Source organism: Rothia sp. HC945 (genome assembly GCF_051370785.1).
In the GTDB taxonomy this organism is placed as follows: domain Bacteria; phylum Actinomycetota; class Actinomycetes; order Actinomycetales; family Micrococcaceae; genus Rothia.
Genome location: NZ_JBFCSN010000001.1, coordinates 922,975 through 938,260, shown reverse-complemented (window position 1 = coordinate 938,260; position 15,286 = coordinate 922,975). Strand labels below are relative to the sequence as shown.

At 63.8% G+C, this 15,286-nt stretch carries 12 protein-coding genes and 1 tRNA gene; 9 read left to right on the top strand and 4 right to left on the bottom strand.

What is annotated here, in order from left to right:
- Nucleotides 1-42: 42 nt before the first annotated feature.
- The 5 genes from AB0Y14_RS04050 to AB0Y14_RS04030 all read left to right on the top strand — a co-directional run bounded on the left by AB0Y14_RS04050 (nucleotide 43) and on the right by AB0Y14_RS04030 (nucleotide 8,106).
- Nucleotides 43-1,062, top strand: coding sequence for an SURF1 family protein (locus AB0Y14_RS04050; RefSeq protein WP_436587953.1), 1,020 nt, complete (start codon nucleotides 43-45; stop codon nucleotides 1,060-1,062).
- Between the two features lie 58 nt (nucleotides 1,063-1,120).
- On the top strand, nucleotides 1,121-1,615 hold the full coding sequence (locus AB0Y14_RS04045; protein WP_436588821.1) for a DUF3817 domain-containing protein: 495 nt from the start codon (nucleotides 1,121-1,123) through the stop codon (nucleotides 1,613-1,615).
- Nucleotides 1,616-1,756: 141 nt separating this feature from the next.
- Nucleotides 1,757-3,355, top strand: coding sequence for a glutamine-hydrolyzing GMP synthase (guaA, locus tag AB0Y14_RS04040; protein WP_436587952.1), 1,599 nt, complete (start codon nucleotides 1,757-1,759; stop codon nucleotides 3,353-3,355).
- Between the two features lie 201 nt (nucleotides 3,356-3,556).
- Nucleotides 3,557-7,834: a hypothetical protein gene (locus AB0Y14_RS04035; RefSeq protein ID WP_436587951.1), complete on the top strand. Its 4,278-nt coding sequence runs from the start codon at nucleotides 3,557-3,559 to the stop codon at nucleotides 7,832-7,834.
- Complete coding sequence (locus AB0Y14_RS04030) at nucleotides 7,831-8,106, top strand: ATP-binding protein (protein WP_436587950.1); 276 nt, start codon at nucleotides 7,831-7,833, stop codon at nucleotides 8,104-8,106. Before AB0Y14_RS04035 ends, AB0Y14_RS04030 begins: the two co-directional genes overlap by 4 nt.
- 34 nt (nucleotides 8,107-8,140) lie before the next feature.
- Here the strand turns inward: AB0Y14_RS04030 and AB0Y14_RS04025 are convergent, their stop codons facing one another.
- The 3 genes from AB0Y14_RS04025 to AB0Y14_RS04015 form a co-directional block, all read right to left on the bottom strand.
- Nucleotides 8,141-8,854 carry an SAF domain-containing protein gene (locus AB0Y14_RS04025; protein WP_436587949.1) on the bottom strand — a complete coding sequence of 238 codons (714 nt, stop codon included), beginning with the start codon at nucleotides 8,852-8,854 and terminating at the stop codon, nucleotides 8,141-8,143.
- Nucleotides 8,855-8,998: 144 nt separating this feature from the next.
- Nucleotides 8,999-9,283 carry an FmdB family zinc ribbon protein gene (locus tag AB0Y14_RS04020; RefSeq protein ID WP_436587948.1) on the bottom strand — a complete coding sequence of 95 codons (285 nt, stop codon included), beginning with the start codon at nucleotides 9,281-9,283 and terminating at the stop codon, nucleotides 8,999-9,001.
- A 41-nt stretch (nucleotides 9,284-9,324) separates the two neighbouring features.
- Nucleotides 9,325-9,948 (bottom strand): 5-formyltetrahydrofolate cyclo-ligase, encoded by a 624-nt coding sequence (locus AB0Y14_RS04015; protein WP_436587947.1) that lies wholly within the window; start codon nucleotides 9,946-9,948, stop codon nucleotides 9,325-9,327.
- Nucleotides 9,949-10,146: 198 nt separating this feature from the next.
- On the opposite strand from AB0Y14_RS04015, the gene galU reads away from it, so the two are divergent.
- The 4 genes from galU (at nucleotide 10,147) to AB0Y14_RS03995 (ending at nucleotide 15,129) form a co-directional block, all read left to right on the top strand.
- A complete protein-coding gene (gene galU, locus AB0Y14_RS04010; protein ID WP_436587946.1) occupies nucleotides 10,147-11,061 on the top strand; it encodes a UTP--glucose-1-phosphate uridylyltransferase GalU in 915 nt (304 codons plus the stop codon).
- A 187-nt stretch (nucleotides 11,062-11,248) separates the two neighbouring features.
- Nucleotides 11,249-12,505, top strand: coding sequence for a hypothetical protein (locus AB0Y14_RS04005; RefSeq protein WP_436587945.1), 1,257 nt, complete (start codon nucleotides 11,249-11,251; stop codon nucleotides 12,503-12,505).
- 132 nt (nucleotides 12,506-12,637) lie between these two features.
- Nucleotides 12,638-14,194: a CHAD domain-containing protein gene (locus AB0Y14_RS04000; protein ID WP_436587944.1), complete on the top strand. Its 1,557-nt coding sequence runs from the start codon at nucleotides 12,638-12,640 to the stop codon at nucleotides 14,192-14,194.
- A 452-nt stretch (nucleotides 14,195-14,646) separates the two neighbouring features.
- On the top strand, nucleotides 14,647-15,129 hold the full coding sequence (locus tag AB0Y14_RS03995; RefSeq protein ID WP_436587943.1) for a DedA family protein: 483 nt from the start codon (nucleotides 14,647-14,649) through the stop codon (nucleotides 15,127-15,129).
- Nucleotides 15,130-15,206: 77 nt separating this feature from the next.
- Here AB0Y14_RS03995 and AB0Y14_RS03990 read toward each other — a convergent pair.
- Nucleotides 15,207-15,279: transfer RNA gene (locus AB0Y14_RS03990), tRNA-Ala, on the bottom strand.
- Nucleotides 15,280-15,286 lie beyond the last annotated feature (7 nt).

Here is a 15,286-nt window from a genome sequence, read left to right as displayed (position 1 = left end):
TGACTTGGGGAAATCCCAGGCTGGACAGATAGGCTGGACGCCGTGCTCAAACTAGCTCTTACCCCACGATGGTTGGGTGCGCTTCTGCTCGCCCTGGCGATGTCGACGGGGTTCATGCTGTTGAGCAAGTGGCAACTGGGATCCGCGGATTCGGGACAGATCAATGCCGATCCGGGCAAAGAAGTGGTCCAGCCGCTCCGCGACGTAGCCGACCCGCAGGATCCGGTTCTCCAGTCCGAGGCCGATTCGATGGTTCAGGCCAACGGCCACTACGTCGAGGACTCGAGCCGGTTGGTCGAGGGACGAGTCAATGACGGAACCAAGGGGTATTGGGTCGTCAGCGAGTTCCGACTGGACTCCGATGCGGCATCCGAGGGCCAGGACTACGCCGTTCCGGTGGCACGGGGGTTCACCACGGACAGCGACACCCAGGCGCTCAGCCCTGAACCGTCCGGCGACGTCACGGTGATCGGCCGTCTGGTGGCCAATGAAGCCCCGGTCACGTCGAAGGACACCAAGACCAAGGGCGCCCTGGGATCTGCTGCGACCGCCCAATTGGCCAACGTATGGGACACACCCCTGTACGCCGGAACCGTGGCGGCGGTCTCCGAATCACCGGCCGACCAGCCGGCCCCGGTCGATGCCGAGGGACACGTGGACAAGGACGCCGGGCTGACCGAGCCTCACGACAAGCTCAGCCGGATCCACACCGAGCAGGTCGTGGACCATTCCGTGGACTGGCTTAATATTTTCTACGCGATCGAGTGGGTCGTCTTCGCTCTCTTCGCGATCTATCTGTGGTGGCGCATGCTGGCCGACTCACACGAACGCATGATTCACCCTGAGAAGTACTACGAGATCCTTCCGGCCGGGGAAGGCAACATGTTCTACGAGGAGTCCACGGGCCGGTACTACTACTACGACGCCGACGACCGGCAGTACTACTACTTCGACGAACCCGTCGCCGAGGAAATCAATGAGCCCGACGGCGGGCACTCGTCCGCCGAAGCCTCGGTCGGGACCACACACGAGAATCAACGAGGTGACCAAGGTGGCCGATAAGCCAACGCCCAAGAACCAGCCCCAACCCGTGGAGCGCACGGACGGCAAGAGGGTCCCGCTGCCCGCGGACGCCACACCGCAGAAGGCAGGCAACGTCCGGGCGACCCGCAGGAAGTTCGGCGGGACTCAGGCACAGATCCGCGGGGCGCTCGCGATCTACAAGTACTGCGCCTGGATCTCCGGAACGTTCCTGTTGCTGCTGGTCGTCGAAATGGTGACCAGGTACATCTTCGGGTTCGACCTGATGGCCGGTGCCACCAACGCGTCCACGGGAGAGAACGTCGCCCTGGGATGGTTGAACAGGGATACGGGCAATCTCACTGGCGGCCTGAACATCTCGACCGGCGTCCTGATCATTCACGGCTGGTTCTACGTGATTTACTTGCTTGCGTGCTTCCGTCTCTGGTTGCTCATGAGGTGGCCGCTCCCGCAGCTGATCGTGATGGCGCTGGGCGGTGTCGTCCCCTTCCTGTCCTTCATCGTCGAGCGACGCATCCATCGGGAGACGGTCGCCCAGGTGGCCGCGAACCCGAAGTCCGCAAAAAGATACTGAGCGCGCCGGGGAATCCGGGCCAGCACCGACAGTGCATGCCCAGCCGGCCCGGATTCGGCCGACATCGTGTTCTAGACTGAAAATATCGGGCCCCGCACCAGGGGCAATTTCTCCGCACCCGACAACATCGAAAGTATGGCAGTGACCCAATCCGATTCCTCGGCGACACCCGAGTTGGAAGATCGCCCCGTTCTGGTCGTCGACTATGGGGCTCAATACGCCCAGCTCATCGCACGCCGTGTGCGTGACGCCAACATCTATTCGGAGATCGTGCCCCACACGATGCCGACCGAGCAGATTCTCGCCAAGAACCCCGCAGCCATTGTGCTCTCCGGAGGCCCGTCGAGCGTGTACGCCGAGGGAGCCCCGGCAGGGGACCGTCGGCTCTACGAATCCGGTGTTCCCGTGTTCGGTATCTGTTACGGCTTCCAGGTGATGGCGCAGACTCTCGGCGGCCATGTGGCCCACACCGGGTTGCGCGAATACGGCGCAACGGATGCGACCCTGACCGGCAATGGGGTCTCCTTCCTGGCAGGCACGCCGGTGGCGCAGAACGTGTGGATGAGCCACGGCGACTCCGTGACCGAGGCGCCGAGCGGTTTCGAGGTCCTGGCGAGCACCGAAGGGGCCCCCGTGGCCGCATTCGTCAACGAGGAGAAGAAGCTCGGAGGCGTGCAGTGGCACCCTGAGGTCAAGCACTCGGATTTCGGCCAGCAGATCCTCGAGAACTTCCTGTTCAACGTCGCAGGTCTCAAGCCGACCTGGACCACAGGCAACGTGATCGACGAGCAGGTCGAGAAGATCCGTGAACAGATCGGTGACGCCAAGGTGATTTGCGCACTGTCCGGCGGAGTCGACAGCTCGGTCGCGGCAGCACTCGTACACAAGGCCGTCGGCGACCAGCTGACCTGTTTCTTCATTGATCACGGTCTTCTGCGCGACGGTGAGCGTGAGCAAGTCGAGCAGGATTACGCCGAGACCATGGGTATCAAGGTCGTGACCATCGACGAATCGGATCGGTTCGTCTCGGCTCTGGAAGGTTTGACGGACCCCGAGGACAAGCGCAAGGCCATCGGTCGTGAGTTCATCCGGTCATTCGAGGACGCGCAGCGCAAGCTCGTTGCCGAGCTCGGAGGAAGCGGGGAGGACATCAAGTTCCTGGTCCAGGGAACGTTGTACCCGGACGTCGTCGAGTCCGGTGGAGGCGAAGGCGCCGCCAATATCAAGTCCCACCACAACGTGGGTGGCCTCCCCGAGGACCTCGCGTTCGACTTGGTCGAACCCTTGCGCACGCTGTTCAAGGACGAGGTTCGTGCCATCGGCCGGAAGCTCGGAGTCCCGGAGAAGATCGTTGCACGACAGCCGTTCCCCGGCCCCGGTCTTGGGATTCGTGTGATCGGTGAGGTGACGCGTGAGAATCTGGACGTTCTGCGTGCCGCAGACGCCATCGCTCGAGCCGAGCTGACCAAGGCCGGACTGGACAACGAAGTCTGGCAGATGCCGGTGGTGTTGCTGTCGCAGGTGCGTTCGGTGGGTGTCCAGGGCGACGGCCGAACCTACGGGCATCCGATCGTTCTCCGGCCGGTCTCCTCGGAAGACGCGATGACTGCCGACTGGTCCAGGCTTCCCTACGATCTCCTGGCCAAGATCTCGAACAGGATCACCAACGAGGTCCAGGAGGTCAACAGGGTGGTTCTGGACGTGACCTCCAAGCCTCCGGGAACGATCGAATGGGAATAATTTTCTGAGACCGCCTCGGTCTTGGACGCACGTGTGGCCCGCCTCGGGAAACCGGGGCCGGGCCACACGTGTCTGAGCACAACGACATGGGGAACTGCAACGCAATCCGCTCGGTGTGCTTCTACTATAGAGAGGGCGCGCGGTTCCCGCGCGGCAACCACGTGCGAAGACAACGCCGACCACACCGGAAGCAGAGACAACGTGACGAAGCCACACTCCGCCGACCAGAACGAGCAGGATAATTCGGGGGCCCCGGACCGCAGTACCTCATCCGTGCCCTGGGCGAGCCCGCAAGAGTCTGAGTCTGCTGACAACGGCCGTGAGCCGTCGGACCAGGACGCCTCGCGCACGCCGTCCCAGGAATTCCAGGTCGAGCAGGTCGGAGACGACGCATCGGACGCCACGCGTCCCGAGTCCGTGGCATCGCTCGGCGGCGTGACGGTCACGGCGGCGGCCGACCCGGAGGTCAGTGAGGAAGGCGCCGCAACGGAGGAGGACCACCCCGAGGCGAGCACATCAGGCACAGACACCACTCATGGAGAACCGGTCGGGGAGAAGTCGGACGGCGCGGATTCGCCCACGGAGGACCCTGGAGCCGGAGACGAGCACGTTCACTCCGGTGCGAAGGCGGGCCACCAACCCGACGCGTCGACGGATGATGCCCCTACCGATCGTGACGAACTGCGTCTCGACCGGTGGCTGAAACAAGTGGATGTGTACACCGGACCGGATGCGCTCCTGGACTTCAACCCGGTCGACAATGTGCATATCGACCTGTCGAATTCGAATCCGTCGGGTTACGCCCAGCTGCTGTCCGGTCGCAGAACCCGCTTGTCCACGATTCTTCGCGACCGAGCGGAGTTCTCGAACGGGATTCGGTCCGCGCACGCTATCCGGGGCAAGGTTTTCGAACTCGACGCGGACCATGGCCTCGACGCGGGCTTCCTCGCCGCAGGAACGGCGTCGTGGTTCGCTACCAAGAATCCTTCAGGGACACCGGATGGTGCACGCGGTGAGCGGCGGCACATAGCACCCATCCTTCTGGCGCCCGTGACGATCAACCCTCACCCGGACGGCGACGATTTCGAACTGCGCATCAACGGGCCGGCCCGCCTCAACCCTGCGATGGCCCGCCAACTACGCAGAGAATTCGGTATCGATCTGTTCGAGCAAGGGGTGCACCGAACGGCGACCTCGGGCTCACGACTCACCCCGGACGCGGTCCTGGAGGCCATGCGCTCGGCGTGCATGAAGGTTCCCGGCATGCACATCGAATCGCGGACCGTGATCTCGACCTTCGCGGACCTCGCGGACACCGTGGGGGAACTGCCGAGCACCGCGACCTCTGGACTGCTTCGCGAACTCTCGGACCTGAACCGGATCCGGCTCGACGAGTCGTATGAGAAACGCGAATTCACGTCGTCACCGGCTCCGGCGAACCACGTGGACCCGGCGGACGAGACGTTGGTCTACGACGCCGATGACACCGTCTCCGAACTGGTTCAGAGGGCCAGGGCCGGCGAGTCGATGACGGTCACCTCACCGGCGGGGACCCAGCACCTGCGTGCGGCCCTCAACGTCGCGGCGGGCCTCGTCTCCGAAGGAAAGTCCGTGCTCTTCCTTGCCGAACGCAGGGAGACGCTTCAGAACGTGCGGCGCAGACTCTCGGAACTCGAGCTTTCGGACCTCACGCTCGAACTCGGCGAAGACCTCGAACCGGAGGACCTTCACCGAAAACTGGTCGAGACGATCGTGAGTCACGAGCGTGCCGTTGAACCGCGGCTGTCCGGTTTGCACGATGAAATCCGTAGCACGCGGCGCCAATTGATCGAGCACATCGACTCCTTGCACTGGCGTGACGAACGCTGGGGTGTGACGCCGTTGCAGGCGATGCAGACCCTTGCCGAACTGACCTCACAGGATGAGGCGCCGTCGACCCGCGTGCGATTCAAGCGTGGCGTCATGGACGCGACGGTTGATCGTGCGGAAACCGTTGCGCAACTGGAAAGGGCCGCAGAGTTGCGCGCCTTCAACCCGTCGACGCGCAAGGCGCCCTGGTTCGGGGCCACCTTGGTCAACACCGAAGAGACCAAGCAAGCACGTGCACTGGTGCGTACCCTCCTGGAGACGACTCGAACCCTGCGCAAGGACATCACCGAAGGCTTCGAGAGCATCGGCCTCCGCCCCGAGAGGACTCTGGCCGGCTGGAAGAAGCAACTGGACCTGCTCGAAGGAATCCGAGTCTCCCTCTCCCGGTTCAACGGTGACATCTTCGACCGGCCCGTGACCGACTTGATCGCGGCGACCGGTACCTCGACCTGGCGCCGTGAACGCGGCATCGACATGTCGGCTATTCAGCGTTCGCGTCTCCGCAGGGCGGCCAAGGAATACATCGTTCCGCAGGTGCACATTTCCGATCTGCACCAGGCCCTGATCGAGGTCCAGGCGCAACGGGAGCAGTGGCAGACCTGGGCCGTGGACGAGCGAACGGTCAGCCTGCCCGGAAATCTCGAGACCATCGGGCGATCCTATGCGCAGGTGGCCGACGGCCTGTCCGACTTGTCGATCGTCATGGAAGAGAGCCCAGCCCGGAAGGACTATTTCACGCTGCCTCTTCCGGATCTGGTCGAAACCCTCGAGGCCATGGCGAACGACCGCATCCTCCTGGACACCCTGCCCGAGCGGGAGCAACTGATGCACATTCTGCGTGGCAAGGGTCTGGGAGAGTTGCTGTCCGATCTGGAAGAGCGACACGTCCCTTCGGACCAGGTTGCCGCAGAATTGGACCTGGCGTGGTGGCAATCTGCCTTCGAGATCATGCTCGAACGCCCGGAGGTCAACCTGGTCAGGGGCAAAACTTTGACCGAGGTGGAGTCCTCGTTCCGCCGGGCCGACGTGGCGCACGTTGCTTCCGGGCCTGCCAGGGTCCGCTACGACGCGGCCCGTGGGTGGAACCGTCGGGTGTCTCTCAAACCCCTCCAGGCCAAAGAATTCCGGCGGATGCTCAAGGGTGCGCCGTGCCATCTCCGCGAATACTTGGATCAGGCTCCCGACATGGTTGCGGGACTGCTCCCCGTGTGGCTGTCCAGCCCCTTCGGCGTCGGCCGCACGGTGCCTCAGTCGGCCCACGTTGATGCCGTCATAGTCCTCGACGCCGAGTCGACACCGTTGGGGGCGTGCCTTGCTGCCTTGTCCCGTACGCGCCAGGTGATTGCGTTCGGCGACGACCACGCCGGGTACCCGCAACCGTTCATTGTGTCTCCAACGACCGGGAACGAACAGCCCCCGTCGGAGGACCCCGTGGAATCCGCGATGCAGGTTCTCGGCCAGATGCTGCCGGGCCTCACCCTCGATCGTGTGCATGAGTGCCGGGACCAGTCACTGGTCTCGTACCTCAACAACCATTTCTACGACGGCGCCCTCTCGACCATGCCGTACGGGGAGGAAGCAGTCAGCAGGATTCGGTCGTTGGACGTCGACTACCTCACTCGGAAAAAACCGGACGATCGGGTGGGAGCACCCGTCATCGAGTCGCCCAAGGCGGAGGTTCTCGCCGTTGCCGAGATGGTCTTCGAGCACGCATCCCAGAACCCGCGACAGTCCCTGGCCGTTCTGACCGCCGGAACGCGCCACGCGGCACGCATTGCCGAGGCCGTCAGGCGAGGTCTCGAATCTCGGCCTGATCTCCGGGAATTCTTCGAGCCTGGCCAAGAACCCTTCCGGGTTCTGGATCTCGCTCGGTCTCAGGGATTGCGCCGCGACAGGGTCATATTCAGTCTGGGCGTTGCCGCTGAAGCCGGTTCGCGCTCCTCCCACTTCGGGCAGCTTGCTGACCAGCACGGCCGCCAACGTTTCGTGAAAGCAATGACGACTGCCCGGTTCCACACTCGGATCGTGAGTTCCTTGAGTCTGGCGCAGCTTCAGGCCGCGGATCTGAGAACGGGAGTCAAGGATCTGGCACGTTTCCTGGCCTCCTTCGAGGCTTCCCGGGACCGCGGGGATTCGGGACAGGCGGCCATTCTTCCGCCGGAGCATGCCGGCAGCGATTTCTTGTCCGTGTACGACGCGGCAGAGGATGAGCACAAGGCCGATTGGCTTCTCGCCGATCTGGTGCGGCGTCTGAGAAGCGCGGGGGCTGATGTTTCCGTGACTCCGGGCAAAGAAGTCGACGCGGTGGCCACGGCACATGCCGAGTCGATGTCGGCCGGGGCCGTCCTCAGCCCCAGAGCACGAACCTCCGGGAATCCCGAGACTCGTGACTCTTCCGCGATGCGACTTCCCGTGGCCCTCTCGAGTGATGGGACGGAAGCCTATGCCGCGCTCTCGGTGCGCGAAAGGTCCCGCCTGAAGCCCGAGCGTCTGGAAAGGACGGGGTGGAACCAGGTGTCCTTGTGGGCCGTGGACGTATTCACCGATCCACAGTCCGTAGCGGACCGGATCCTCGGATACCTTGGCCTCGAACCCCAGGTTCGCGGGTGACTTCCGATTCGAACCGGGATCCGGGGAAGCAGAAGCGCTACCGCCATCGGGGCCCGCGGAGGGCCACGGGCGGTAGCACGGTGAGCCAAGGAGAGCCCGAGCGGCTGGCGGGTCTCGGGGACACACGAGCCACCCCGGAAACGGAGGGTCGAGGCTCGCAGCGTGGCCGAAGCCGGGGCGCGACCGAATCCACGGAGGCGACCTCCCCGGGTCGGGGCGACGACGCCCGTGGACGCTGGTTGCGCGAACAACGGCCCCCGCACTGGGACTGACCGTGGTGTGACGGTTCGTCGCCCGGCGAAGGATTCACCGGCTCGCAGCCTCCGGATTCACCGGCGTTGTGGCCGCGACGACGATTTCCTCGTGCACACCGGCGAGCTCCTCGGCAACATCGGGCTGGACGGCGAAGAACGCGAGATTGCCTCCAGGGATGGAATCCGGCGCCTGGTTCGAGAAGCCTGGGCCCGAGTCCGTGGTGCTCTCCGGCGGCATGATCAGAAAGCCTTGAGCCCGTAGCCGTTCGTGGTCGTCACCATGGGCGAACAAATCAACGGGGGCCAGCCTCCCGAGGTGCCGCAACGAGGCTGCATCCCTGACAGGCAAGGCAACCGCCACCGTTCCCTGGGGAAGATCGCGCGTTAGATCCGAGGCGGCCGTCATCGACCCCGTGACCTGGTGGCCTCGGTCAACCGCGATCGCGAGTCTGGCCCCGACGACCGATTCGAGTGGGGGAGTGCTCTCACGCAAGGAATCGGCTCCCTCGCCTCGGACCGCGACCACCTCGATATCGTCGGAGGAGAGGTGATGACCTGGGTCGAGCCGACGTTTCGCGATCAGGATCTGGGCCTCGGGACTCGATGGATGGGACGGCAGGAACCAGCTGCCAAAGGTCGCCGCGATCAACAGGACAGTGCCGAGCAGGCGTGCCCGACGGCTGAGATGCGAACGAATTCTGACGCCCAGCGGAACGGTCGGACGTACGCGGCGGCGGAACGGTGGACGGAGCCGGAACAGGAGCATGGACCGAAACTGTCACGGCAGAATGACTATCGGCGTGCGCGCGGTCCGGGATGACAGGGCACTGTGCATTTCACCGGCCATGCGGGCCGGAGAGCCGTCGCTGTGGACGGACGAGAACCCTGGAAGTCTAGCTCTGTGAAGCGGTCAGGAGTCGCCGCCGGCCGACGAGCTGGATGCCGACGAGCCGGACGCCGAGGCCTCGGACGACGAAGTCGTCGATGTCGAGCCGTCCGAAGTTCCGGATCCGGAGGGCTTGGAATCGGTGCTGTAAAACCCGCTGCCCTTGAAGCTTACGCCCACGGTGTTGAATTTCTTGCGCAGGGACTCGGTCCGGCATTCGGGGCATTCCTTGAGTGCGTCGTCCGTAAAGGCCTGGCGAATATCGAATGCGTGCTGACAGTTCTTGCACACATACGCATATACGGGCATGAGCAGTCTCCTCTGAGTTCGTGGGATGCGGCGGAACTATATTACGGCCAGTTCCCGATCCGAGTGAATCCGCGTTCCGTGCACACCAAGTCCAGCCGCGCGTCATGCGGCTCCGTCGGGACCGAACCCGCTTCCAGCACTTCGGCGGCGAAACATACGCCCACATTCGCCGTGGGCCGTGGGACGCTCGGAACGGCCGAAAGGGCGGCGTCGTAGAACCCGCCACCGTAGCCCAGGCGAAAACCGGAGCGGTCCACCGCGAGAGCCGGTATCAGCCGTAGATCGGCCCGCACAAAAGCATCGGGGCCGTACCTTGGTCCGACCGGCTCCCTGATACCGAACCGGCTTTCGACGACGTCGACGGTAGGGGTCCAAGCGGTCCAGTCCAGGAGGCGTCCGGGCCTCGTCACCGGCACGAGGACCCTCCGCCCGGAAGCGTGGACTTCCTCGAGGGCAGACTCGATCGGTGGTTCCCCGGAAGTCGGCAGGTACGCGCACACCGTCGCCTCCGAAGGCGTGTGACGAATGATGTGTTCCCCCAGCAACCGACGAAAAGCTTCCGAAACGCTCTCCGCGCCGGGAGCGGAAGCCTGCCTGTGGGCACGGGCATCCAACAAACGGACTCTGAGATCGCTCTTGGAGCGGGGTGCACACGAATCGTTCATGAGTGGTCCTCCTCGCATGGGTTGGGCCGGAGCCCAGATAATCAGGGTAATGGCTTTCCGCACGACGACGTGCCCGGCGAATTGGGTCCACACGCGAGAACCAATGACCCGTTCTTCACAGCAACGGCTTATCCGGGACTATAAACCTGCTGTGACAAACCCAAGGTTTTTCGCAGGTCCTCAGCTATTCTGAGAGGTATGACCGCAAATGATTCACAGAAACCAGTCACCAAGGCTGTGATCCCGGCCGCAGGACTGGGCACTCGGTTCCTGCCGGCCACCAAGGCCAGTCCCAAAGAGATGCTTCCGGTCGTCGACCGCCCGGCCATCCAGTACGTGGTCCAGGAAGCCGTTTCCGCCGGCCTCGATGACATTCTCATGATCACGGGCCGTTCCAAGCGCGCATTGGAGGATCATTTCGACCGGATCCCTGACCTCGAGGCGTCACTCGAGGCCTCGGGCAAGAATGATCTTCTCGCGTCGGTCCAGCACGCCACCGCGCTGGGGGAGTTGCACTATCTGCGCCAGGGCGATCCCAAGGGCCTGGGTCACGCGGTTCTTCGTGCGAAAACCCACGTCGGCGATTCGCCGTTCGCCGTGCTCCTGGGCGATGACCTCATTGACGAGAACGAGGATCTTCTCGAGCGGATGATCGAAGCCCAGCAGAAGACCGGCGGTAGCGTCGTCGCTCTCATGGAGGTTCCCCAGGACCAGATCAGCGCCTACGGATGTGCCGCGGTCCAGACGGTCGAGGGCGAGGAGTACGTCAAGGTCACCGGCATGGTGGAAAAGCCCAAGCCGGAGGAAGCACCGTCCAACCTGGCGATCATTGGTCGATACGTGCTGCACCCCCGAGTCTTCGATGTTCTCGAGGAGACGCCCCCCGGGCGCGGTGACGAGATCCAACTGACGGACGCTCTCGAGACCCTGGGACAGGGCGAGGGAGAAGGCGAAGGCGTGTACGGTGTGGTGTTCAAAGGACGCCGTTTCGACACCGGCGACAAGCTCTCCTACCTCAAAGCCAACGTCATTCTCGCCGCGGAGCGCGAGGACCTGGGCCCCGGCCTGCGTCCCTGGCTGAAGGAATTCGTCGCGTCACTTCCGGACGAATAGGCCTCTGACTGAACCAAAGATCGAATCAAGAATGCGGGGTCTCGGATGAGGCCCCGCATTCTTCGTGAGATCCGGAATTCATGAGCCCCGGACTCAGGGTTTGTATCGAATGAATACGGCGAAATATCAGGTGACACGCCCAGACACAGTGGGTTGGACCACGCTTCGACCCCTGTAAACTACAACCGTGTTGTTGTCATGGGTTTCGACGTCCAGTCTTCTGTTGATCGTCGCTTTCGTTCTCGTCGCGTGGTCGGTGCGCAGTTTCGAACGCCGCCGTCGCCCCGCCGTCATGGCGCAGGTCGTGGCCCCGGATATCATGGACAACACAGTGCCCGCCTTCCCCCGGGACAACGTGCTACTGCGTCAAAGGAATGACATGAACAGTACCCAGTCCCCGAAGAATTCCTCGGCGGCGGCCCCCCACGCCGCACCGCCGGAGTCCTCCGTGGTCTACGAGGAAGAGACGCGCAGCGAAGGTGTCCGCGTACCTCGCCCGAAGAAGTCCAGCGCCGCCACTGAACGGCAGACCGCTTCGGCACCGCGCATTCGTGTTGGACGCACAGCCGCCGCTGTGGTCGGCCTCCTGGCCATTGTGATCGGCATCGTAACGGCCGTCGCCGCCCCCTTCACAGCCATCGCCTGGCCCGTGCCCGTCTTCCTGCTTCTGGTAGGGCTAGGTGCCTTCGGCGGTCTGCGCTATCTGGCCCTCGCCGACAGAGGCCTCATGGGCTCGGGGCGCCCCACCAGATCGACTTCTTTCGTGGCGGAAGGCCGAAATGCTGAATCGTTGCGGTCTCACAGCGAAACGCTCCCACAGGAAGCGCCGTCGACGACCGCGCCCAGTGACGCCGGCTCGGCCGACGTCGCAGCTCTGTCCCGCGGGGTAGACCAGGCGAGCGTCAACGAGAGCCAGAGGCACGAGGAATCGGGGACTCGTACGGAGCCGACGGCGACGTCTGCGGAACACGGCCGGTCGGTCGACCACGGTGGCCAAAGCCTCCACGTCGGCGGCGAGGGGCTGGTCGTCAAGCGGCCACGCAATTTCCTCGACGACGGGGCGGCGCAGGCCGGTTCCGTGGAACCCCGCGAGACTGAAACGCAGGCACAGTCCGACACGGCGTCGCCCATCGCGACGGTCGACGAGGTGCCCTTTGTGGACGACAACGGGATGGAAGGCATGGACATCGAGTACCTGCGTGAGCAGGCTCGACGCGTGGCAGCGGGCAAGCCGGTGGCCTTCACGCCGGTCGTCAGCGAGTGGTCGCCGGTCGAGGTGCCGAAGCCCACGTATGTCGATGCCCCGGAGATTCGGCGCGAAACACCGGATCCGATTGAGGTTCCGGAAGAGCCGAAGTCATCGTCTTCGACGTTGGAAGAGGCCGCGCGCAAGGGGGACAGCGTGCTGAATCTCGACGACGTCCTGTCTCGTCGTCGCGCCTGATACCGTCACGCTGAAACGTGCAGAGCCCGTCGGGAAACCGGCGGGCTTTGTGGTATCCATGAGAGGCTCCACAATTCCTGAACCGCGGGGGTTCGTCTCAGGACAGCCCAGATCGGAGAGCACTGACACGGCATGAGTACGACACAGCAGGAAATCGAACGGAAATACGAGGCGGCCACGGCCGACGCCGGGAGTCCGGACCTGACAGGACTCACCAGGCTCGTCGCGGATACCGAAGCAGAGACCCAGAACCTGGACGCCACCTACTTTGACACCGCCGCGGGGAGCCTGGCTCGGCACCGCGTCGTCGTCAGGCGCCGCCTTGGCGGCCACGACGAAGGCTGGCATATCAAGTTCGCCCTCGGCGACGGCCGACAGGAAGTACACTTCGATCTGCTCAAGGACGCCGAGTCCATGCCCGCCGCGGTGAAGAACATGCTGTCCGGGGTGACCTTGGGTGAACCCTTGGAACCCGTGGCCAGACTCTCGACGCGTCGGCTCCGCACCCTTCTGCGTGACGGTGACGGGCGCGCCGTCGCTGAGCTGTGCGACGATACGGTGCGCGGCTACGACCACGCCACGGGGGTAGAGCGCTCGTGGCAGGAGTGGGAGGTCGAGCTCCTCGTGGACGACCTCGGCCGGAAGAAACAGGAGAAGATCTTCAGCGACGTCGAAAACGTCCTGGAGGCAGCCGGCGCCGGCCCCTCGACGTCGGTCGCCAAGATTTCCCGTGCGCTGGGGCAGGACCGAGCTTTCGACGAAGCCGCGGGAATAGCGGCCCCGAAACGCCGCAAGGACGACGAGGGGCCGAAGTTGGGCCCCGCACAATTGCTGATCGCGCACCTCATCGGTGAATACCTGGACGACGTGCCGGCCCTGGACCTGGGCGTGCGTGCCGGAGTCCCTGACGCGGTGCATCAGCTGCGTATTCGATTCAGGGGGATTCGGAGCCTCCTCAGGGGCCTGCGAGGCGTGATCGACCACGATGCGGAGGGGCGGCTGTCCGCAGGCCTGCGGACAACCGGCGAGAACCTGGGCCCTGCGCGCGACCTCGAAGTGGCTCGGCAGATCCTCGAAGGGCTGTACCAGTGGGAAGGCCTGACCCACGGAACCCGAGAGGAGATCCTCGACCTGTTGAGCGAGGACGAGGACGACGCCCTGCGCACGGCACGAAACCGGCTGTCCTCGCCCGAGCATCTTGACCTGATGAAGGACCTCCGTGCATTCGTTCTTCAACCCCGTCTGGACGAGGTCGCCTCGGAGTGGTCGCCGAAGAAGGTCAGCAAAGCGATCCTGGAGAACCTGGAATCGCGTCTGCACCGGCGTCGGTCCCGTGTGATGGACCTGGATGAGCCGACCATCGACGAGGCCCTGGAGCACGTCCACGATGTCCGGAAGGCGGCCAAGTCGCTGCGGTACGCGGTCGAAGCCCTCGACGAGGAATCGGCTCTGCCGAAGAAGCGCGTGGACAAGGCGAAGAAGTCGGCCAAGAGAGCCAGGTCGTTGCAGTCGAGGCTTGGGCGTTGCCTGGATCTGCACGCTGCCCACGAGTGGCTTTCGCGGGCTGGGCGGGTCTTCCAGCGTCGTGAGCTCGACAGGTACGGCGTGGGGCTCCTGGAGGGAGAAACCATGTTGCGGCTGAGGGAGACGCTGTCCCAGGGCATGGACCGCATCGAGAAGACGGATTGACGCTGATGAACACGGTCAGTTGGTCCTGGCTGAATTAAATCGAATGGGCCCCGGGGGACAACCCGGGGCCCATTCTTTGCATCACACACAGGAAGAAGGTCTTCACTCACTGGAGGCGCCGACCGCTGTAAGTCTGCTGTTCAGCAGACCGTTCCAGGTTTGCCTCCCGGCTATTTGGTAATAAAAACATTACCTAATGGTCTGCGGGTGCGCTACCCCGAAATTAGGTTTGCCTGTGTTTTCTTGATGACGTGCTGTCCCTAAGTAGTATGCCGCCCGCAATCTTGGGGATCTGCGTGCCGTGGAAGGCGCCTGAACGTGATCAAGCTCATGCATTTCGACCGTTTGGGGGCCGGGGGCCCCGGTGCGTTGGGTGCTCACAATGAAGGGTTGGCTCAGTGAGTGGCTCATCGCACGCTAGGGGTCGGGCAATGTTCGGTAGGCTGGTTCTCATGCGAGCGTGGATCGAAAACCTGGATCTGGGAACAGCGATCCTCTTTTTCTGGGGTATCGGAGTCCTCAGGACCAGCCTCGTCTATGGCTTGGGCCGCGTCGTCGCCACCGGCGGCCGCCATGTGCAGCGGCTCGCACCCGCGTTCGAGACGTCCGTCTACAAACACGCCGAGGCTTTCGTCAATCGGTGGGGGATTCTTGCGGTGCCGGCCTGTTTTCTGACGGTCGGATTTCAGACTGCCGTCATCGGGGTCACGGGATTCACTCGTATGCCGCTCATACGGTGGATTCCGGCCATGCTCGTGGGAACCCTGATCTGGGGTGTTGTCTACGGCACGGTCGGCATGGCCGTGGTGTGGGCCTGGCTCCAGAGGCCTTGGCTTGCGGCGATCGCGATCGGCGTCGTGCTCCTTGCCGTTCTGACGCTCAAGTTCTGGCCACGGCGGGCAGGGCTCGAGACACGAGAAGTCCCGGATCCCTGAGGGGTTCGGTAAAGGGCCGTGGGCAAGCAAAAACCCTGCCCCGCGGCATACGGAACAGGGTTTCGGCTCTTGTGGAGTGGAGCTAAGGGGAATCGAACCCCTGACCTTTTCATTGCGAACGAAACGCTCTACCAACTGAGCTATAGCCCCAAGCAAC

What these genes read in the sequence shown, in the direction of transcription:
- AB0Y14_RS04025 (WP_436587949.1), bottom strand. Translation starts at nt 8,854, where the DNA reads ATGCTCCTGTTCCGGCTCCGTCCACCGTTCCGCCGCCGCGTACGTCCG.
- AB0Y14_RS04020 (WP_436587948.1), bottom strand. Translation starts at nt 9,283, where the DNA reads ATGCCCGTATATGCGTATGTGTGCAAGAACTGTCAGCACGCATTCGAT.
- AB0Y14_RS04015 (WP_436587947.1), bottom strand. Translation starts at nt 9,948, where the DNA reads ATGAACGATTCGTGTGCACCCCGCTCCAAGAGCGATCTCAGAGTCCGT.
- galU (WP_436587946.1), top strand. Translation starts at nt 10,147, where the DNA reads ATGACCGCAAATGATTCACAGAAACCAGTCACCAAGGCTGTGATCCCG.
- AB0Y14_RS04000 (WP_436587944.1), top strand. Translation starts at nt 12,638, where the DNA reads ATGAGTACGACACAGCAGGAAATCGAACGGAAATACGAGGCGGCCACG.
- AB0Y14_RS03995 (WP_436587943.1), top strand. Translation starts at nt 14,647, where the DNA reads ATGCGAGCGTGGATCGAAAACCTGGATCTGGGAACAGCGATCCTCTTT.